Annotated in this window: 18 protein-coding genes; 2 read left to right on the top strand and 16 right to left on the bottom strand. The window is 45.5% G+C overall.

All coding sequences use genetic code 11. From position 1 onward, the window contains the following. Positions 1–19 precede the first annotated feature (19 nt). From DWX61_RS00645 to DWX61_RS00630, 4 genes are all read right to left on the bottom strand, one after another. The gene (locus DWX61_RS00645; RefSeq protein ID WP_118623266.1) at positions 20–2242 is read right to left on the bottom strand and encodes a penicillin-binding Tp47 domain A-containing protein; all 2223 of its coding nucleotides are present in this window, start codon (positions 2240–2242) and stop codon (positions 20–22) included. A gap of 125 nt (positions 2243–2367) precedes the next feature. Further along, positions 2368–3432: an FAD:protein FMN transferase gene (locus DWX61_RS00640; protein WP_118623264.1), complete on the bottom strand. Its 1065-nt coding sequence runs from the start codon at positions 3430–3432 to the stop codon at positions 2368–2370. A gap of 3 nt (positions 3433–3435) precedes the next feature. After that, the gene (locus DWX61_RS00635; protein WP_118623262.1) at positions 3436–4209 is read right to left on the bottom strand and encodes a 4Fe-4S binding protein; all 774 of its coding nucleotides are present in this window, start codon (positions 4207–4209) and stop codon (positions 3436–3438) included. Next, entirely contained in the window at positions 4206–4799 is a 594-nt protein-coding gene (locus tag DWX61_RS00630; RefSeq protein WP_118512662.1) for an FMN-binding protein, read from the bottom strand. The genes DWX61_RS00635 and DWX61_RS00630 overlap by 4 nt, the downstream gene beginning before the upstream one ends. A 416-nt stretch (positions 4800–5215) precedes the next feature. On the opposite strand from DWX61_RS00630, the gene DWX61_RS00625 reads away from it, so the two are divergent. Both DWX61_RS00625 and DWX61_RS00620 read left to right on the top strand, forming a co-directional pair. Continuing rightward, complete coding sequence (locus DWX61_RS00625; protein WP_118623260.1) at positions 5216–5584, top strand: NusG domain II-containing protein; 369 nt, start codon at positions 5216–5218, stop codon at positions 5582–5584. A gap of 101 nt (positions 5585–5685) precedes the next feature. Further along, a complete protein-coding gene (locus tag DWX61_RS00620) occupies positions 5686–6174 on the top strand; it encodes a Gx transporter family protein (RefSeq protein WP_118623258.1) in 489 nt (162 codons plus the stop codon). Positions 6175–6232: 58 nt separating this feature from the next. Here DWX61_RS00620 and DWX61_RS00615 read toward each other — a convergent pair whose 3' ends face one another. The 12 genes from DWX61_RS00615 to dapB form a co-directional block, all read right to left on the bottom strand. Further along, a complete protein-coding gene (locus DWX61_RS00615; protein ID WP_118623256.1) occupies positions 6233–7021 on the bottom strand; it encodes a DUF975 family protein in 789 nt (262 codons plus the stop codon). 98 nt (positions 7022–7119) lie between these two features. Continuing rightward, positions 7120–8328, bottom strand: coding sequence for an aspartate kinase (locus DWX61_RS00610; protein ID WP_118623254.1), 1209 nt, complete (start codon positions 8326–8328; stop codon positions 7120–7122). A gap of 21 nt (positions 8329–8349) precedes the next feature. Continuing rightward, the gene (locus tag DWX61_RS00605) at positions 8350–9561 is read right to left on the bottom strand and encodes a homoserine dehydrogenase (protein ID WP_021652697.1); all 1212 of its coding nucleotides are present in this window, start codon (positions 9559–9561) and stop codon (positions 8350–8352) included. A gap of 4 nt (positions 9562–9565) precedes the next feature. After that, entirely contained in the window at positions 9566–10018 is a 453-nt protein-coding gene (locus DWX61_RS00600; protein ID WP_059086691.1) for an ACT domain-containing protein, read from the bottom strand. Between the two features lie 172 nt (positions 10019–10190). Continuing rightward, positions 10191–11310, bottom strand: a protein-coding gene (gene prfB / locus DWX61_RS00595; protein ID WP_118512668.1) for a peptide chain release factor 2 whose coding sequence is annotated in 2 segments (ribosomal slippage) — positions 10191–11234 and positions 11236–11310 — 1119 coding nt in all. Because the reading frame shifts where the segments join, the coding sequence is not laid out codon by codon here. 73 nt (positions 11311–11383) lie between these two features. After that, positions 11384–12217: a carbon-nitrogen hydrolase family protein gene (locus DWX61_RS00590; protein ID WP_118623252.1), complete on the bottom strand. Its 834-nt coding sequence runs from the start codon at positions 12215–12217 to the stop codon at positions 11384–11386. Positions 12218–12371: 154 nt separating this feature from the next. Further along, positions 12372–14951: a preprotein translocase subunit SecA gene (secA, locus tag DWX61_RS00585; RefSeq protein ID WP_021652694.1), complete on the bottom strand. Its 2580-nt coding sequence runs from the start codon at positions 14949–14951 to the stop codon at positions 12372–12374. 232 nt (positions 14952–15183) lie between these two features. Beyond that, positions 15184–17034, bottom strand: coding sequence for a fibronectin type III domain-containing protein (locus DWX61_RS00580; RefSeq protein ID WP_118623250.1), 1851 nt, complete (start codon positions 17032–17034; stop codon positions 15184–15186). Between the two features lie 332 nt (positions 17035–17366). Continuing rightward, the gene (gene hpf, locus DWX61_RS00575) at positions 17367–17894 is read right to left on the bottom strand and encodes a ribosome hibernation-promoting factor, HPF/YfiA family (RefSeq protein WP_118512672.1); all 528 of its coding nucleotides are present in this window, start codon (positions 17892–17894) and stop codon (positions 17367–17369) included. A 247-nt stretch (positions 17895–18141) separates the two neighbouring features. Next, complete coding sequence (gene hisA / locus DWX61_RS00570) at positions 18142–18912, bottom strand: phosphoribosylformimino-5-aminoimidazole carboxamide ribotide isomerase (protein ID WP_118623248.1); 771 nt, start codon at positions 18910–18912, stop codon at positions 18142–18144. 80 nt (positions 18913–18992) lie between these two features. Then, positions 18993–19424, bottom strand: a complete 432-nt coding sequence (locus DWX61_RS00565) for a hypothetical protein (protein ID WP_118623246.1) — start codon at positions 19422–19424, stop codon at positions 18993–18995. A 234-nt stretch (positions 19425–19658) separates the two neighbouring features. Beyond that, a complete protein-coding gene (dapB, locus tag DWX61_RS00560) occupies positions 19659–20414 on the bottom strand; it encodes a 4-hydroxy-tetrahydrodipicolinate reductase (protein WP_118512675.1) in 756 nt (251 codons plus the stop codon). Positions 20415–20426: the final 12 nt, after the last annotated feature.

Genomic DNA, 20426 nt, shown 5'->3' with positions numbered 1-20426 from the left:
TCTTTGCTAAACAGTTGCATTATTTAACAGTTACCACAAATTTCTTTGTAATTCCGTTGCATTTCACTGTGATCGTTGCTTTACCTTTTTTGATTCCCTTTACAACACCCTTGCTGTTTACAGCTGCAACTTTTTTATTGCTGCTTGTATATGTAACCTTGCCTGCAGGTGCTGCTTTGGATCTGATGGTTGTTGTTTTACCTTTTTTGATCGTTGCAGAAGATTTTACAAGACTGAATGCAGGATTCTTGACAACTACTTTGCAGGTTGTCTTCAGGGCTCCTGCCTTTGCTGTAATCGTAACGGTTCCTGCTTTGATTCCTTTTACAACACCTGTTTTGCTGTTTACGGTTGCAACCTTTGTGTTGCTGCTTGTGTATTTTACAGTTGCAGATGGTGTTGCAGTTGCTTTTACAGTTGCTGTTTTTCCTTTGTAGATCGTTACGGAGGCCTTTGCAAATTTAATTGTAGAAGCTTTTACTGTTACCTTGCAGGTTGCTGTGGCATTTCCGACCTTTGCTGTGATAACTGCTGTTCCGGCTTTTACGCCTTTAACAACACCCTTGCTGCTTACTGTTGCAACCTTTGTGTTGCCGGACTTAAATGTCACTATTGCATCGCTGTCATTTGTTGTTGCCTTAAGAGCCTTTGTTTTTCCTGTATATACAGTAGCTGCCTTATCAAGTGTAACTGTTACCTTCTGAAGCTCTTTCTCTGCTCCCTGAAGATGTTCAAGTGCCTCATTTACCTCAGCCTGGCTTGCGTCTGTTTTTGCAAGAATATCTTCTGCTTCCTGAAGCTCACCGGCAAAGGACTTCCAGGTTGCAATTGTGTAATCCTTCTCTGTCAAAGCTTTTGCAGCTTCCACTTCTGTTTTAAGGCTTGTAAAATCAGTTGGCTCCATTGTAGGATTTACGATATTCTCTTCAGTTGCCTGGAAGCTGTAGGTATAGTCATTATATCCAAGAGCATACACTGTCAGTTTCCAGTATCCTGTTCCGTCTGTTCCTCCCGGAAGCTTGCAGCGTGCAGATTTTGTAAGTCCAAGCTGGATTCCCATTGCTTTATGCATCCAGTTATCTGCGGCAAACTTGGTTCCATAAGAAGCGAGGCATTTTGTATATGTGGAATCATCTCCATAATAATCCCAGCGTACAGCCTGCATATTTGCACCAAGATCGCCATAATTTCCATTGAGATCCACACGGAGGAATTCGCCGTAGCTTCCGCTTGCTGCTTTTACACTCGGCTTGATCCCTGTTGCTGTTTTTAACGCCTGATCCTTGATACCGGAAGCTGTTCCGTCTGATTTTCTTGCTGTAAATGTAAAGCCGTCACCATTTTTCTCCGCATATTTCAGACCATTTGTCTGTGCATTTACGTCTGCCACAAGGCCTTTATAATACTGGAGATTGTTTTCACTGTATCCTCCGGAGAGCATAGCTCCATCCTGTACGACATTATACTTTTTGCAGAAATCTGCAAAATCTGCGGTCTTAACTGCTACCGGAACATATTTCAGACCATATATCTCATAATGATCCATCGTATAGGTTTTTCCATCTTCTGTTGTTATACTGCCTCTGTTCCATTTTACCTTGGAACCGTCTGTAAGATAAAGTGTGCTTCCTTTATCCTCCCAGTAGGATACGTCGAATCTGGTTCCGTCTTCAGCAATGATCGTAGCTTCTGTCTGATAGCTTCCTCTGTGGAGTCCATGATTTGCAGTCGCTCTTGTTACTGTATCAAAAGCTCCTGTATCAAACTCACTATGTGAATCCTTCTCTTCCGAAGAGCTTGTATCTCCAGCTGCATAGACGCCTTCTGCTGCCCAGTACTCACCCCAGGTAAGTCCTGCATATACGTACTGATACTCGCCTGTCAGCTGGTCAGAATCGGAAAATGCTTCCGCCACTTCATCGCCTTCTGTGAAATCCTCTTCCCCTGTAGAGAACGGGTCTGCTTCCTCTGCTGTCTTATCCAGAGTCTCGACAGCTTCTGTATCTTCCTGCTGGATATCCTCTGTCTCGTCTGCAGCATCCTCTATAGCTTCTTCTGCTACAACTTCAGTATCCTCTGCCGTTTCCTCTGTGCCAAAATCCTCCGTATCTCCTGCCTCTGCCTCGGAAACCACGGCTGCATCAAGATCAGATGCCATTACAGCGGTCGGAAAGGTTGTTGCTGCCACTGCAAGACTTAAAATGCATGGAGCTGTTTTTTTCAATAGATTCCACTTCTGCATTGCTTATTCCTCCTAAAAATATGATATATTTATAGAACCCTTTCCAGGTTTACTATCGCAAGTAACGCGGATATGAGCATTCCCTCTGCCAAACGGTCATAAACCGGATCGCCGGGAGATCAGCTTCACTCTGCAATATCCTCCACACTGTAGGAATCTGCAATCAGGCTGAACCGCTCTTTCATCCCATCAGTGAGATATACATGATGATCTTCATCCACAAAAAGTCCGTCTGCACCGTAAGCTTTCAACAGCTGTGCCCCTTTTTCCACCCCCAGCACAAAACATGCTGTGGAAAGCGCATCTGCCTCCAGACCTGTGTCACAGACTACCGTTACCCCGGTCACTCCGCTTTTTGCGGGATATCCGGTGGATGGATCCATGATATGATGATATCTCACACCATCTTCAATAAAATATTTCTCGTAATCTCCGGATGTGGAAAGAAATTCTGTACCATTTAAGGCAACCACACCAAGGTAGTCATCGTCATTTTCAGCTCGGGGATCGGTCACCGCCACATTCCAGGAAGAACCATCCGGCTTGCTTCCGTAAGTCATGACACTGCTTCCTCCCAGATTCATAAGCGCCGCAGAGACTTCTTTCTGCGTTTTCAGATATTCCAGGATGGAATCACAGCCGATTCCCTTTCCGGCAGCTCCGAGATCCAGGGAACAGCCCTTGTCCATATGAACCATATTTCTATCCAGGGAAACCTTTTTGTATCCGGAATCCTTCAGCGCTTCCTGAATTTCATCTTTTCCGGGAATCCGCTGATTCTCCCCTCCGATATCCCACAGCCGGATCAGTTCTCCGATCGTCGGATCAAAGGCTCCATTAGAATCTTTCGCAATGGCAAGGATGCGTTCCAGATATCCGGAAAGTTCTTCAGAAATCTCCGTATCATTTCCGCAATCTGCGTTCACCTTATAAATCTGCGAACTCTCATTTGTCCAGGACAGAAGATTCGTCTCCACATCTGTCAGAATTGAAGTCAGTTTACTGTTTATATCGTCTCCTGTGGTATAAAGTGTTTCCGATACCACAGTATCCATGGCAAAATCGGTATCTGTATAGTTCTGTATATCTTTCTCTGCCGCAGCCGGACATCCAACCGGAAACAGCATCACTGTCCCTGTGAGTACTGCTGTAGCAAAAAAAGCTTTCTTTTTAAGAGCCTGATATTTCATAGATTATTTTTCCTCAGTTGTTCCAATGTGAATATTTTTCCGCGGGCATGTCGCCGCACAAGCATGGCAGCAAAGACATTCCCCTGACATCGCCGTATCACCGTCAATATCCAGATGCGCCGGACATCTCTTTTTACAAAGTCCGCATTTCGGCGGGCATTTCTCACGATTTCTCCGGAATAAGGCTCCCGGCAAAATCGGCATCAACGCAAACACCGCTCCCATCGGGCAGAGAAACTGGCAGAAAAAGCGCTCCTGGGTGCACATTCCGATCATGATCAGGATCAGCAGGATGATCCCCACCAAGTATTTACTGTTTGGAAGCCGTCCAGCTGTGATCATGGAAAAAACATCCCACGGGCTGGTTCCTGTGAGCTTTCCGTATACACCTGTGATGCAGGAAAGCAGGATCAGGGCCAGTACGATATATTTGACTTTCTGAAGTCTGTGGACCAGCTTTTCAGAAAGGGCTGGTTTCTTTTTTTTATGAAAACATTTCGTCCAGATCCAGGAAAAGCCTTCGTACACGGCATCGCCGAAAAATCCGAACGCACACGCATATCCACAGAAATGTCTTCCGAAAAAGCAGGTGAAGATCAGAAGAACGGCCGTCACGGTCAAAAAAGAATTCCACTCCACCGCCTGTCCGGATCCAATGGCAAGAAAGATTGATTTGATTCCCGCAAAAGCTGTAGAGAACAGAGAAGGTGCCGCAATAAAGAACGCTAACTGTATCCCCGCACGCATCAGCCTTACTTCCCTCTGTCTCTTTTTCATGAATTTTCCGCCTTTCCAAGAGCTTCATCAACCGCATTCAGAATTCCTGTGGAACTAAAAGTTGCTCCTGATACGGTGTCCACATCTGTACTCTGGGCACTGATAATAGAATCGATCACGCTTTCTGCCTGAGAAAGATACGCGCTGTCCTCACCGGGAGCGCTTGTCACATTAATGGATGTGATCTCATCACCGGAAAGCGTCACCTCAACCTGAATCGTTCCACCGTAACCCTGTGCTTCTCCTGTATAGGTTCCGTCTTTATAGACATTATCTCCGCTGCTGTCTGCTTCGCCACTGTCCGCTGTACTGCCTGAACCGGAGCTGTCCGCAGATTCGTTGTCTGTGCTGTCGCTGCTGGATGCCTCGGTTTCTGCTGCAGTACTCTGGTTCTTCACACGGTTTGCGTAGCTTGTCTCCAGCGCGCTGAGAAGTTCATTCTGCTGCTCCTGAAGTGTATCTACCTTATCTGTCAGAGCCGCGATCTCTTTTTCATTTGCCTGGGCTTTCATGCTGCTGTTATAAAAAAGCACAGCAAGAACCACTAACAGCAATGAGATCACTCTCATGTAAAAATTCTGGTTTTTCATCTCTTTTCTCCCTTGTATTTATAACAATTCCGTAAATTGCTGCATCAGACTCAGGCTATACGAACATATATTGCTGCGTCAGATGCTCTCGATTCAGTCCTGCAATCTGCGTATAACTGTCTTTTGGATAAATTATGTAATTTTTATCCATATCCATAAATTAGTTTAGATTAATCATTTTTATAAAATTAGATGTTGCTAACTTACAGTCAAGTATTATATCATCTGATTTTTTTCTTGTCTACATTTTTGTTAGTAGTTTTTAACTTTTTATAATGTGAATTTTTTCGCCACTCCTCCCTTTCCGTTTGGAACAGCTGTATGAATTATGGTTAGATATCATTAACTTATGTTTGCCTTTTAATTTCGATTATGATATGATTTTTTTGAATCTGTAACAGAAATGGAGATTTGTTTTGAAGAAAAAAGAAATGATTTTTATTGCCGGGATCCTGATTCTGGCAGGGGTTCTCTGGCTTGGTTTTCAGATTGCGGGGAAACGTTCCCATAATATGATCCGTATTACCGTTGACGGAAAAGAGTTCGGAACCTATTCTCTTTCCCAGGACCAGGTCATACACATCGGAGACACCAATGTCTGCGAGATCAAAGATGGAAAAGTTACCATGATCGAAGCAACCTGCCCGGATCATTACTGTATGAAACAGAAGGCTGTGGACGCGCACGGCGGATCCATCATCTGCCTTCCTAATAAGGTTGTGATAGAGGGGGAAAATACTGCAGAGGATTCGGAGAGTTCCCCGAAAATTGATGCGGTGACATAAAATTTCCGGAGAATATGCGTAATGTATATTCTCCGTACAGTTTTCTCTGACAGATGGTATTCTGTCTGTGATATTCCTGCAACAAATGAAAGGATTTATTTATGAAACGAAAAACAGCTTATCTCGGATTATTTGCCGCAGTAGCAATCATTTTTGGATATGTGGAGTCTCTGATCCCTGTATTTACAGGGATTCCGGGTATCAAGCTCGGGCTTGCAAACCTGGCGGTGCTTTTTATACTGAACCGATATTCCTTTAAAGAAGCGGCTCTCGTGTCCGTTGTCAGAATCCTGGTGATCGGATTTATGTTTGGAAATCTGTTCAGTATTTTGTATAGTCTGGCTGGCGCTGCGCTTAGCCTGACTGTGATGGATCTTTTGAAAAAACATTCCTGCTTCAGTCTGATCGGTATCAGTGTGGCCGGTGGTGTCACACATAATATCGGTCAGCTGATCGTTGCCATGATCGTGGTGAGCAATACGAGTTTGATGATTTATGCACCGGCACTGCTGGTGGCAGGTGTCCTGGCAGGTATTCTCATAGGAGTGTTGACAAAGGAAGTTGTGGGACGACTTCCTTTGAATCTATAATGGATGTAAGTTTTAATTTCTTCCACAGCCTGCAACAACTGCGTGCCCGGAAAGGCGATCAGGCTTCTGTTTCATCATGGAACTGAGGGATCGGAGTCACCGGAGGATACGGCTCCGCCGGTGGCTCATCGAACTCTCCGGAAATATTCCGATAGAAAACTGCCATACAGGTTTCTATATAAGGCACCAGCCAGATCAGTGCCAGATACAATGTAAATATGGAAAAAATGATCCACGGAACAAAACTTAAGAGCATTTTCATATATTCCCAGTAATGTCCTTTCATAAGCTTCGCACTGGCTTTCAGCGCCTGTACTCCTTTTATGTCCGAATTATCGGACAGGATGTAATAGCTCATGGTGAACGGCATAGCTGCCAGCAGGTTCAGCGCGAACCCGAGAAGTGTGAGCAGCATGTAAGTTACTGCCCAGTTCATCTGCTCCTTCGTTGTATTTCCCATATTGCTTGTAAAAGAAAACCACACCAGTGGAAGTGATGTCACCAGATTGATCAATGCCAGCACAAAGGATGCCACAATCACATGATCCGGCTGATGGCTGAAAAAGTACAGAAGATCTCCGAAAGAGTAGGCTTCCCTTCTGGAAATATTCAGATAGATCCGGTAAAGTCCTGCGGAAAAAACACAGATCACCAGAGAAAGGATAAAACTGAATACCTCTCCTCCAATGATCGCATACAGGGAATCTCCCGGAAAAAGTGCTGTGGAAATATAGCTTGAAATTGCGCTCATCGCCGCAACTGCAATGCTCCCGATCACAGGGACAGTAAAATTACCGGTCAGAGTTTCCCCTGCCAGCTTCTTACAGCCCTTCAGATTTTTTCTCATAATTCTGTATCCCTTCGTTATAGAAGGCGGAGACTCATCCAAGCCTCCGCCGCGTCATTTTACTTCAAATATATCATGTTCTCATATTTCACATTTGTTTAGTCTGCAAGATTAAACGCATCATGTACTGCATTCATGGCACGTACGCCATCTTTCTCGTTAATGAGAACCGTCACACGGATCTCAGATGTTGCGATCATATTGATGTTCACACCCTCATTGTAAAGGCTCTCGAACATTTTTGCAGCAACACCCGGATTGCTCATCATGCCTGCTCCTACAATAGAAAGCTTGGCAATGTTTTTCTCCGCATGAAGCTCAGAATAGGCGATGCGTGCCTGGTTAGCTTCCAGAACATCCATTGCATCGTCCAGATCATTTTTATCAACAGTAAAGGAAATATCCTTGGTTCCGGCACGGCCGATAGACTGAAGGATCATATCCACATTGATATTTTTCTTAGCCAGGGTATCAAAAAGCTTAAATGCCACTCCTGGTGAATCTTTAAGTCCGATCACAGCAATACGTACTGCATCTGTATCCAGAGCAACACCGCTGATCAGCATTCTCTCCACTGTTACTTCCTCCTTTACCACAGTTCCTTCGCTGTTGTTGAGACTGGAACGTACCACCAGCGGCACGCCGTATTTCTTTGCCATCTCCACAGAACGGTTATGAAGCACTCCCGCACCCAAAGTTGCCAGATCAAGCATCTCATCGTAAGTGATCTCCTTGAGCTTGCGGGCATTCGAAACCTTACGCGGATCAGCGGTATAAACACCGTCCACATCGGTATAGATCTCACAGGCATCTGCATGAAGTGCTGCTGCAATAGCTACGGCTGTGGTATCAGAACCGCCACGTCCAAGTGTGGTATAGTCATTATATTTATCAATGCCCTGGAAGCCTGTGACCACAACGATCCTGCGGTTATCCAGCTCTCTGCGGATACGTGCCGCATCGATCTTTTTCAGGCGTGCGCTGCCGTGTGCACTTGTTGTGTGCATAGCCACCTGAAAGGCGTTCAGGGAAACAGCCGGTACTCCCAGACTGTCCATAGCCATGGACATCAGTGCCACTGACATCTGCTCTCCGATGGTAAAAAGCATATCCATCTCACGTTTCGGAGGTTTGTCATTGATATCTTTTGCCATGGTGATCAGCTCATCGGTATACTTACCCATTGCAGAAAGCACGACCACCACGTCGTTTCCTTTTTTGTAATCTTCGATACATCTTCTGGCAACGTTAAAGATACGCTCTTTGTTTGCCACAGAAGTACCGCCAAATTTTTTTACGATCAACATGTTCTTTTCTTCCCTTCGGCATCAATCCTTTACACGGATCATTGCCAGTACTTTTCCGGTAAGCTTGCTGATCTTCTCATAATATTCAGCCTGCTTCATCACCGGTGTGATAAATCCGAATTCGTCCGGAAGGTCATCCGGCTCAATGGTCTGTACATCACCAAAAGCTTTTTCCACTTCATCCATAGTAGTATCAGACACACGTACGAAGAAACGTCCCTCAACTTCATCCATATCCATAAGCTTCAGGGCATAGCTGCTCCAGTTTGTCATGATATTTCTGTGGAGATGCTTTGCTTCATCCACAACATCTGCAACTACTGCACTCGCAGTCGGAAGCTTACCTGCTCCGCTTCCGTAGAACATGGCATCTCCAAGAACGTTTCCGTGCACAAATACTGCATTAAACACATCATTTACACTGTAAAGCGGGCTGCTCTGACCTACCAGGAACGGCGCTACCATTGCATAGAAAGAATCTCCGATCCTGCGGCTTGTGGCAAGAAGCTTGATGGTCATGCCAAGCTCTTTTGCATATTCCATATCTGCCGGTGTGATCTTTGTGATTCCTTCTGTATAAATATCCTCGTAATTCAGGAATTTTCCGTATGCAAGTGAAGAAAGGATGGCGATCTTGCGGCATGCGTCAGCACCTCCTACATCTGCAGTCGGATCTGCCTCTGCATAGCCCTTTGCCTGGGCTTCCTTCAGAACCGTATCAAAATCACAGTTCTCTGTGCTCATCTTGTAAAGCATATAGTTGGTGGTTCCGTTAAGGATTCCTGTGATCTCATCGATCTCATCTGCTGTCAATGAAGAATTCAGTGCACGGATGATCGGGATACCACCGCCGCAGCTTGCCTCGAAAAGGAAGTTGATATTTTTTTCTTTTGCGATCTCCATGAGCTCGGAACCATGCTTGGCTACCAGGGCCTTATTGGATGTGCTTACGCTCTTTCCTGCCTGAAGCGCTCTTTTTACAAAAGTATAAGCCGGCTCGATCCCGCCCATAACTTCAACAACAATATCTACCTCCGGATCGTTTACGATCACTTCATAATCATGAACCAGAACTTTCTCAACCGGATCTCCCGGGAAATCTCTTAAGTCAAGAACGTATTTGATGTTGATCTCATCTCCGGCTCTCTTGTTAATGCTCTCATGATTGGTGTTGATGACTTCAACAACTCCGCTTCCTACTGTACCGTAGCCTAATACTGCTATGTTTATCATATGCTTACTCCCTGCCTAAAATTTTCAAATAGTGTATACCGTCTCTCTGCTCAATATCCTCCACCATAGCCTCTGCGTCGCCTTCTCCCGGAAGGATGTCAACGCTCAGCGTCAGTGTTGCGACTCCGTTAATTGGAATACTCTGATGTATGGTCAGGATATTACCGTGAAAACGGGCAATCGTCTGCAGCACCATTGATAAAAGCCCCGGCTCATCGTCCATCTGAATGATAAAGGTGATGGTCTTTCCCTTGGTCTCCTCGTGGAAAGGAAAAATATCGTCCTTATATTTGTAAAAAGAACTGCGGCTGATCCCGGTCCTTTCAGCAGCTTCCTGAACAGTAGCCACCCGTTTGGATTCCAGCAGTCTCTTGGCCTCAACCACCTTGAGAAGTACTTCCGGCACTGCCCGTTCTCTTACTACATAGTATTTTTTCTTTTCAACCTGTTTCTGCATAGTAACCTCTCTGACTGCTGTTCACACTGTGGCCAGCAGCCCCCTGTCCGTTTCATAAAGACAACTGTTTTTGTACAAGAGATATATTATCATAATAAAAGAAACTCCACAAGCGCTTTTTTTGCCTGCGGAGTCCTTTTCTCTGTCTTTATGGGGTTCCGTGACAGTAATGTTATTCTTTCTTTTTCGCCAGCGCAATCCATTTCAGGTATGCATTGATAAAAATGTCAATACCGCCGTCCAGAACTGCGTCAACATTACCGGTTTCTTCATTGGTTCTATGGTCTTTTACCATGGTGTATGGCTGCAGGACATAGGAACGGATCTGGTTTCCCCAGCCGATATCTGTCACTTCGCCTCGAATGCCGGAAAGCTTCTCCTCAGCTTCCTGCTGTTTCAGCATATACAGCTTGGCCTTCAGCATCTGCATAGCCTTATCCTTGTTCATGTGCTGAGAACGTTCATTCTGGCACTGTACCACGATTCCTGTCGGAAAATGGGTGATACGGATCGCAGAGGAGGTCTTGTTGATATGCTGTCCGCCGGCACCACTGCTTCGGTAGGTATCGATACGGATATCGTCATCATTGATCTCAACGTCCAGATCCTTCTTGATATCCGGCATAACATCGCAGGATACAAAAGAGGTCTGTCTCTTTCCTGCTGCATTAAACGGGGAAATACGTACAAGACGATGAACACCCTTCTCGGATTTCAGATAACCGTAGGCGTTCTCTCCGTTCACCTGGAAGGTTACAGATTTCACACCGGCCTCATCACCGTCAAGGTAATCCAGTACTTCCAGCGCAAAGCCTTTCTTCTCCGCCCATCTGCTGTACATACGGTAAAGCATTCCGCACCAGTCGCAGGCTTCTGTACCGCCGGCTCCTGCGTTCAGCTTGATGATGGCATTCTCTCCGTCGTACTCTCCGGAAAGAAGTGTCTTCACACGGATGCTGTCAAAACTTGCCTGGAACTCGTCCAGCATTTCCTGGATCTCAGGGACAATCTCAGGATCATTCTCCTCGTACCCCATCTCGATCATGGTTTCCATATCTTCCATCTGTGTTTCCAGATTATGGTATGTCTCAATATCGTCCTTGAGACTCTTTAACTGTTTCATCTTCATCTGGGATGCTTCCGCATTATCCCAGAAATCAGGCGCTTCCATCTCGCGCTCTAATTCTTCGACCTTCTGCTCTTTGTTAGCGAGGTCAAAGTGAATCCCTCACTTCCACTAATGGCTCTGTGTATGTTGCAAGAATACTCTTGAACTGATCTAACTCAACCACAGCTTCACCTTCTTTCTATATATTGATGCAGGATTTCCTGCCTGTCTTATACAATACCATATGGGCATAAAAATTACAACGAAAACGTGGTCAGGGCGTAAATATCCCCTCTCCTGTGCTTCAGAAGCGGCAGCTGCTCCCGGACTTTTTTTACCTCGTCCAGTTCCAGTTCCACAACCTTCACTCCCGGCTTCTCATCCATCTCCATGAGGACTTTTCCCCAGGGATCTACGGCAATGGAATGGCCCCAGGAATGATATCCGGCGTTCAGGTCTCTGGCGGGTGCCGCTCCGATGGTGTACACCTGGTTGTCCACGGCTCTCTGGCGGAACATCAGCTCCCAGTGAAGGGGCCCTGTAGTCATGTTAAAAGCTGCCGGCACGATGATCACCTGAGCTCCTTTGTCCACCATCAGCCTGGCAAGTTCCGGGAAACGAAAGTCGTAGCAGATGCAAAGGCCCATCTTTCCAAATTCTGTGTCAAAAACCGTCACCTGGTCTCCTGGTGTCAGAGTATCGGATTCTTTAAAATACTGGCCGCCTTTTACATCGATGTCAAAAAGATGCATCTTCCGGTGCTTACCGATCTGATGGCCATTTCTGTCAAATACATAGGAAGTGTTATAAATATTGCCGGCATCGTCTCGTTCCGGCATGCTTCCGGCTACGAGATAAATTCCGCGATCTTTTGCTATCCGGGAGCATTTTCCCCAGGTATCTCCCCCCTCTGGTTCGGCATATTCCGGAAAGTATTTGTTTTCGTATGGGCAGCAGAACATTTCGGGCAGGACTGCCAGATCGATTCCCTGAAGCTCCGGGCCGGCAAGAAGTTCTGCCGCCTGGGTAATGTTGCGAAATTTATCAGTATATACATGTGTCTGAAGAATTGCAGTTTTTATAATTGCCATATTATCATGTCCCTTCTCTTACAGCGAAAATTAAGTATCTGCCATATTGACGCAGGATGATTAATATTCGCTGTACTCTGTTCCTGTGTAACAGAAATTCCAGAAAAAATAGCCCCACCGCATCATCTGGGTGAGACTATTTTTATCTTCCTTCTCAGATCTTGGCAGCCTTACGTCCGCAGCACTGTTTATATTTCTTGCCGCTTCCGCATGGGCACGGATCATTCGGGTATACTTTATCTTCTTTTCGCTGAACCGGTTTCTTCGGGCCTGCACTGTCATCTTTGTTTGTGCCGGTTACCTTAGCAACCTGCTCACGCTCAATCTTCTGCTCTACATGAACATGATACAGCATACGTACAGTGTCTTCCTGAATGGAACTGATCATGCTGTTAAACATCTCGAATGCGTTCATCTTGTACTCAACAACCGGATCTCTCTGGCCATATGCCATCAGACCGATACCCTGACGGAGCATTTCCATATCATCGATATGGTCCATCCATTTGCTGTCGATGCATTTCAGAAGGACAACTCGCTCAAGCTCACGAAGCTGCTCCGGTTCCGGGAACTCAGCCTCTTTTGCTTCATAAAGCTTCACAGCCTCTTCCTTCACAATGTGCTTGATCTCGTCTTTCTTATGGCCTTTTACCTTCTCAGCGGTCAGCGGGTGGATCGGGATGATCGGAGTGATTGCAGTATTGAACTCATTAAGATCCCACTCAGAAGAATCCATGTCATCAGAGAAGCACATGTCTGTCATGCTGTCTACGATATCTGTGATCATCTTGTAGATGGCATCACGCATATTCTCACCGTCAAGTACCTGGCGGCGCTCCTCGTAGATGATCTCTCTCTGCTCATTGTTAACCTGGTCATAGTCGAGAAGATTTTTACGGATACCAAAGTTGTTAAACTCGATCTTCTCCTGGGCTTTCTCGATGGCATTGGAAAGCATCTTGTGCTCGATCTGCTCATTCTCCTCAACACCAAGAGATGTGAACACTTTCATCAATCTCTCGGAACCGAACAGACGCATCAGATCATCCTCAAGGGAAATGTAGAAACGGGATTCACCCGGATCTCCCTGTCGTCCGGAACGTCCACGGAGCTGGTTATCGATACGTCTTGACTCATGACGCTCGGTACCGATGATCTTCAAACCACCGGCCTCTCTTGCCACATCATCAAGCTTGATATCGGTACCACGACCTGCCATGTTGGTCGCGATGGTAACGGCATCTGCCTGTCCTGCCTGAGCTACGATCTCAGCCTCAAGCTCATGGAACTTGGCATTCAATACGTTGTGGGGGATTCCCTCTCTCTTCAGCATTCTGCTGAGAAGCTCGGAAGTCTCGATGGTGATCGTACCAACCAATACCGGCTGATGTTTTGCGTGAGCTTCCTTAACTGCCTCTACAACGGCGTTGAATTTCTCTTTCTTTGTCATGTAAACGGCATCGTCAAGGTCCTTACGCTGTACCACACGGTTGGTCGGGATCTCTACAACATCCATGCCGTAGATATCACGGAACTCTTTTTCCTCGGTAAGAGCTGTACCTGTCATACCGCCTTTTTTGTCATATTTGTTGAAAAAGTTCTGGAAGGTAATGGTTGCAAGAGTCTTACTCTCTCTTTTAACCTTCACATGCTCTTTCGCCTCGATTGCCTGATGAAGACCATCGGAGTAACGACGGCCCGGCATGATACGTCCGGTAAACTCATCAACGATAAGGATCTCGTCATCTTTTACAACATAATCCTGATCCTTATGCATCAGATTATGTGCACGAAGTGCAAGGATGATGTTGTGCTGGATTTCCAGGTTTTCCGGATCTGCCAGGTTCTCGATATTAAAGAATTTCTCAACCTTCTTGATACCCTGCTCGGTAAGGTTGACGATCTTGTCCTTCTCATTTACGACGAAGTCACCGGTCTCGATAACCTCCTCACCCATGATGGCTGCCATCTTGGTCATTTCATGGCTGGCCTCACCACGCTCCAGCTGCTGTGCAAGGATATCGCACACTTCATAAAGCTTGGTGGACTTGCCGCTCTGTCCGGAAATGATCAGAGGTGTACGTGCCTCATCGATCAGAACAGAGTCGATCTCATCGATGATACAGTAGTGAAGATCTCTCTGAACAAGCTGTTCTTTATAGATGACCATGTTGTCACGAAGATAATCAAATCCAAGTTCGTTGTTTGTTACGTATGTGATATCACATCCGTATGCTGCACGGCGCTCTTCCGGCTTCATGTCGTTAAGTACCACGCCTACGGTCAGGCCAAGGAACTCGTGAACCTTACCCATCCACTCGGCATCTCGTTTTGCCAGGTAGTCGTTGACGGTTACGATGTGGACACCTTTTCCCTCAAGGGCATTCAGGTATGCAGGAAGTGTAGAAACAAGAGTTTTACCTTCACCTGTTTTCATCTCGGCGATACGGCCCTGGTGAAGGATGATACCACCGATGATCTGTACCCGGTAATGCTCCATTCCAAGTACACGTTTGGCTGCCTCACGTACGGTGGCAAATGCTTCCGGAAGAAGATCATCCAGTGTTGCACCTTCTGCAAGACGTTTCTTATATTCTCTTGTCTTGTCTCGTAACTGCTCATCAGTAAGCTGCTGCATCTGAGACTGATAGCTCTCGGTTTTTTCAACCAGCGGCATGATACGTTTTACCTCACGCTGGCTGCGGGTTCCAAATACTTTTGAAAAAACATTCATGTTTCTGCTCCAATCATTTTATTCGAATAAGACTGCTGTCTCTGATCTGTCCAATTTGGGATCATTCCAGTTCTCTGTTGATATCCGTTATACTGGATCACATATGGTATATATTCTACCACTTTCCTGTTATAAAAACAATGAACAATTATTTAACAAATCATGTCAGGAACAACAGAAAATATCCCGCATAGGATCCTGTTTTCGAGGATCCCGCGGGATATTACATATCTTATTTCCTTACTTTTGCATTTTTTACACTGCTCCAGGTACCATAATATGCCTTTCCGTTTACTTTTTTACAGGAACGGATACGAACATAGCAGGTGCTTCCCTTTTTCAAACCGGAAAGTGTTCGAGTCAGTGCACTGGTGGACACTGTCCTGGATCCTCTCATGGACCTTGATGCCGCATACTGGATCTGATAGCTGGAAGCGCCAGCTGCTTTTTTCCAGCGGACAGTCAGCTTCCCGGAAGCCTTGCTGGACGGTTTGTACTGCACCGGAGCTGTCAGGCGGACGATCCGGCTGCCGTTTTTGTTATAAGCACTTAAAGCAGAGCCTTTGTATGCGCGGACTGTATAGGTATACATGGTTCCTGCTTTTACTGATCCGTCTGTGTAGACCAGTGTATTGCTTCCGCTTACGGTAGCGATATTGACCCACTTGCTGCTGTTTCCGGTCCTTCGATAGATTTTATAGCCGGAAGCATTTGCAGCTTTTTTCCATTTGAAGATGATGCCGGCAGGGCTGTTGGAAATACCGGATAGCCCGGGAGTGGTAAGCTTTACAGTTGTCAGGGCCGCGGACCGGAACTGGTATACGGCTGACTGTACTTCGTCAGTCTTTTCCCATGCAGATTTCTGATAAACATACTTCTGAAAAAAGATATACATGTTATAAGTTGCGGCTTTATTTATTCCTTTGGCAGATCCGATCCGCCATGTAGTATTCTTCCTGTTATCGGTTGGATTTGGTGAAGTACTCCAGTAAACCGGCACCCACTTCACGTCTCCAGGCCCGGGATTTGAATTTGTAGTTCCCGCGCCGGTCACGGTAAAATTATAATATTTATTCGGAGTAAATTTTAGCGGAGAATCCAGACCTCTGACGACACTTCCTCTGACATCCGGTATAGAAGGTGTATATGTCGGTGTCGGCGTTACACCGTAATCCGGAGGTGCAGATGTAAGTGTAGGTTTAGGTGTCGGTGTCACATCGTAAGCTGGACGAATTCCTCTGGAATTCAGTATTAACTTTTTCAGTCTGCTGGTTCTTCCATCTGAACCCAGTATCTTAAGATACAGATCAAATTCTTTCTCTGTATCCAGATTCTTAAGATATATCACAAAGCTTCTGTTTGCAGTAACCAACACACGAGAGTTTCCCGTATCAATCCTCGGAACATCAGATGTTCCGTCCTTTTTTCTCGCTGCAGCTTTGTAGTAACAGGCTCCGTTTGCATCAACTTGCAGTGTCACGTTTACAGAACTGCGGCTTACCCATTTTTCTCCGGTCCATTTTACGTTTATTTTGGGCACCGGTGTTGGTGTCACTGTCGGTTTCTGGATCTCTGTCGGCTCAGGATTCGCTGTCGGTGTCACTGCCGGTGTCACTGTCGGCTCCGGATCCGCTGCCGGTGCCACTGTCAGCTCCGGATCTGACGTTGACGTAGCTTCTACGGTTTCTTCTTCCATACTGTCTCCGGCTTCCTCAGGTATCAGTTCTGTCAATAATACTTCCGGATCATCCTCACTGGAGATTTCTTCTGAAACTCCTTCCTCAGCTTCGCCGAAAGCATCCTCGCTGGTCTCCGCATTTTCCGTATTTTCCACATCTTCCATGATTACACCGGAAGAGTTATCCACAGTTCCCTCAGAAATATCCTCACTGTCTTCTGCAGGCTGCCCGGTCTCTCCCATAGGCTCTGTAGTTTCCTCTGCGGAAAACATCTCCTGGCTGTCAGCAGCATTTTCTATGATTTCTGCATCACCACTGCCAAACTCTGCAGCCATACCGGTTGCCGGAAGCACCGTCACACAAAGCGCGGCACTTAAAAAAAGTGCCAGAACTTTTTTCTTCATTTACCTTCCTCCTTTTCTCCATGTGTTACATATTTATTATGTCAAGGAGATATTCGCACTCTACACAATATTATTTTTCAGAAAGTGAGGCTGACTGAAACTTGTACTGTACAGACTGTATCTTATCCGTAGACTGCCATTTGGCAGCTTCTTTTTCATTTCTCCTTCCTCCTTTCGCATATGTCTTCATTATATAGTTCTCCCCTATTGCTTGCAACAGAAAAGAAGTCTGATTTTGTTGTGACATAAAAGACTCCGGAAACCTGCCGATTTCTCACACAGATTCCCGGAGCCTTCCATTCAATATTCAGTTGTAATAATAGAATCCCCTATCAGAACTCTGGTTCGATCAGTCCGTAAGTATTTCCTTTACGTTTATAAACTACGTTAACCTGCTCTGTCTCAGCATTAAAGAATACGAAGAAATTATGTCCGAGAAGTTCCATCTGTACGCATGCATCTTCCGGATACATTGGTTTGATCCCGAATTTTTTGGTACGGATGATCTTAACTTCCTCATCCTCTTCATAATCCTTATCAAGGTATGCCTTCTGGAAGTTTGTGGATTCCTGCTGTTTGTCAACGATCTTGTTCTTGTATTTACGAAGCTGACGCTCAATTACCTCTTCGACCAGATCGATGGATACATACATATCATTGCTTACCTGCTCGGAACGGATAATACTACCTTTCACAGGGATCGTTACCTCGATCTTCTGGCGATCCTTCTCAACGCTTAAGGTTACTGAAATCTCAGTTTCAGGAGTGAAATACCTTTCAAGTTTACCAAGCTTGTCCTCAACAGCTGTTTTAAGTCCTTCTGTTACTGCTATATTCTTTCCACTAATAATAAATTTCATGACTTCCATCCCCTTTGCTGTTTTATGTTGCTATTATAACATATTAAATTGAATTTTAACATCACTTTTCAAAAATTTCATAAATTTTTTCCAAATTTATTCGATATATTCCTTCAAAATGTTTTTTTTGTCGTGAATGCGCAACTATTAGAGTATTTCAGCTAATTAATTCATTACAAATTTATATCTGTACACCAGTGCCAGAAGATTGATGGGACAAAAGCTTCTGCTTCACTATTTGTGTATACTATTTCATTTTTGCCAGAGCTTCAAAGGATATGCTTCCGCCAAAAATATCCAAAGCACTGCCAACAGTTACATCCAATCTGCCCTGTCCTGCTTTTCGAAGTTCTTCAATATCTGCCATAGAACCCACACCGCCTGCATAGGTCACCGGATGAGCTGCATACTGTCCCAGAAGCTTTGCAAGCTCTGTTTCCACACCTCGGGCCTTTCCTTCCACATCCACTGCATGGACCAGAAATTCGTCGCAGAAGCTTCCGAGTCTTTCCATCAGCTCCGATGTCACGATCTCTTCTGTAAACTTCTGCCATCGATCTGTGACAATATAATATTTGCCATCTTTTTTGCGGCAGCTCAGATCAAGTACAAGATGTTCTTTCCCTGCTGCATCACGGATTTCCTCCAGATTTTCCCAGGATATCACTCCGTTTTTAAACACATAGGAAGTTACGATCACGTGGCTGGCACCAGCCTCCAGATATTCTGCCGCATTCTCCGGGCAGATGCCACCTCCGATCTGAAGCCCTCCGGGATATTTTCCCAGCGCCAGAAGTGCCTGGGCTTTCGTTGCTTCGTAGTTCGGAGAATCCTTTCCGTTCAGAAGGATCACATGACCGCCCTTTAACCCTGCCTTCTTATAAAGCTCTGCATAGAATGCCGCATCCTGCTCTGACACAAAATTTTCTGCCGCCTGGTCCCCCTGATCCTTCAGGCTTCCTCCTACGATCTGTTTTACCTTTCCGTTATGTATATCAATGCATGGTCTGAATTTCATAATCCTGTCCTCCGTTTTCTTTCCATGCACTGATAATAGCATCTGAAACAGTTTTATGCAATGCTGTGGTAAAATATCTGTTATCTTCCTTCTACCGCATTTCCCACTGCGTTTCCGATATCATCCACTGCATTACCTACGCCGTCTCCAAGGTCCTTTACACTGTCACCCAGCTCACCAGATACCGTTCCGTCATTTTCGTTTCTGTCAGCATCCGCAGCTCCGGATGCTGCTGTCCCGTTATTTTCATTTCCTGCAGGCGTCACGGTAATATTTCCATCGGACATCTCATTGTTATCCGTGCCGGAATCTTTAGTATGCTCTCCATTGTCCTTCACACCGTCATTGTCTGCTTTTTCTCCCATATTTTCATCTTCTGCGGCAGTATTTTCGTTTGTATCTTTTTCATCCACTGTTTCATCCGCATTTTTTACCTCTGTGCCGCAGGCTGTAAATGTACACAGAGACAGGGTAAGCAAAGTACCAAAAAGAATCGCCTTCCATTTTTTCATATGATCTTCTCCTTTTTCTGAAAAATTCTGTATTCCTAATATGGCACTTTTTCCGCTATCCTATTCTGGGAAAAATTTCAAAAATAGTGTAGAGCGGACATTCGTTTTTCGTTCCACTGCATGCTCATGAATGAAATCGCCCACAATTTCATAAAAAAAAGACGAGGTCCGATTTTACACGAACCTCGTCTGTATTACCTGTATTTTATTCTGTTGCGGCTCAATCTGTCAGGATCAGCCAATCACGTCACTCATATCATAACGTCCTGCCGGTTTGCCGGCAAGGAATTTGGCTGCTTCTACAGCACCTTTTCCAAAAATAGCCTTGGAATATGCAGTATGCTTGAACTCGATCACTTCGTCCTGACCTGCAAAAATTATCTCATGCTCACCTACGATAGTTCCGCCGCGAACTGCGGAGATACCAATCTCCTTATCATCGCGTTTTTCACGTTTCTGGCTGCGGTCATATACATAATGATACTGGTTATCCATAGCCTCATTAATGCTGTCTGCCAGCGCAAGTGCAGTACCACTCGGTGCGTCTAATTTCAGGCGGTGATGTTTCTCTACGATCTCCATATCAAAGCCTGCAGCTGCAAGAACCCTGGCTGCGTCCTGAACCAGCTTCAGAAGTGTGTTGATACCAAGAGACATGTTTGCGGATTTCAGCACTGCTACCTTTCGGGATGTTTCTTCAACTTTTGCAAGCTGCTCCTGGCTTAAGCCGGTACTGCACAGAACAACCGGGATCTGGCGTGCCGCGCTGTACTCAAGAAGCTTGTCTGTTGCCTTTGCGGAAGAAAAATCAATGATCGCATCTGCCTCTACCTGACATGCGTCAATATCGGTGAATACCGGATAGCTGTTTTTTCCCTGATCCGCAATATCAATACCTGCTACGATCTCAGCATCCGGATCTTTCTCCACAATGTCGCTGATGACCTGGCCCATATGTCCGTTGCAGCCGTGCATGATGATTTTTACCATAGTATATTCTCC

The organism is Ruminococcus sp. AF20-12LB (genome assembly GCF_003478985.1).
Lineage (GTDB): Bacteria > Bacillota > Clostridia > Lachnospirales > Lachnospiraceae > Blautia_A.
Note: the sequence above shows the minus strand (reverse complement) of the source record. Positions and strands in the feature narration are given on the sequence as shown.

Coding starts and splice junctions, on each gene's coding strand:
- hisA (WP_118623248.1), bottom strand. CDS start 18,912: ATGAAATTCAGACCATGCATTGATATACATAACGGAAAGGTAAAACAG.
- DWX61_RS00640 (WP_118623264.1), bottom strand. CDS start 3,432: ATGAAATATCAGGCTCTTAAAAAGAAAGCTTTTTTTGCTACAGCAGTA.
- hpf (WP_118512672.1), bottom strand. CDS start 17,894: ATGAAATTTATTATTAGTGGAAAGAATATAGCAGTAACAGAAGGACTT.
- DWX61_RS00615 (WP_118623256.1), bottom strand. CDS start 7,021: ATGAGAAAAAATCTGAAGGGCTGTAAGAAGCTGGCAGGGGAAACTCTG.
- DWX61_RS00580 (WP_118623250.1), bottom strand. CDS start 17,034: ATGAAGAAAAAAGTTCTGGCACTTTTTTTAAGTGCCGCGCTTTGTGTG.
- DWX61_RS00605 (WP_021652697.1), bottom strand. CDS start 9,561: ATGATAAACATAGCAGTATTAGGCTACGGTACAGTAGGAAGCGGAGTT.
- DWX61_RS00645 (WP_118623266.1), bottom strand. CDS start 2,242: ATGCAGAAGTGGAATCTATTGAAAAAAACAGCTCCATGCATTTTAAGT.
- DWX61_RS00600 (WP_059086691.1), bottom strand. CDS start 10,018: ATGCAGAAACAGGTTGAAAAGAAAAAATACTATGTAGTAAGAGAACGG.
- secA (WP_021652694.1), bottom strand. CDS start 14,951: ATGAATGTTTTTTCAAAAGTATTTGGAACCCGCAGCCAGCGTGAGGTA.
- DWX61_RS00590 (WP_118623252.1), bottom strand. CDS start 12,217: ATGGCAATTATAAAAACTGCAATTCTTCAGACACATGTATATACTGAT.
- DWX61_RS00620 (WP_118623258.1), top strand. CDS start 5,686: ATGAAACGAAAAACAGCTTATCTCGGATTATTTGCCGCAGTAGCAATC.
- DWX61_RS00610 (WP_118623254.1), bottom strand. CDS start 8,328: ATGTTGATCGTAAAAAAATTTGGCGGTACTTCTGTGGCAAACAAAGAG.
- DWX61_RS00565 (WP_118623246.1), bottom strand. CDS start 19,424: ATGAAAAAATGGAAGGCGATTCTTTTTGGTACTTTGCTTACCCTGTCT.
- DWX61_RS00630 (WP_118512662.1), bottom strand. CDS start 4,799: ATGAAAAACCAGAATTTTTACATGAGAGTGATCTCATTGCTGTTAGTG.
- DWX61_RS00635 (WP_118623262.1), bottom strand. CDS start 4,209: ATGAAAAAGAGACAGAGGGAAGTAAGGCTGATGCGTGCGGGGATACAG.
- dapB (WP_118512675.1), bottom strand. CDS start 20,414: ATGGTAAAAATCATCATGCACGGCTGCAACGGACATATGGGCCAGGTC.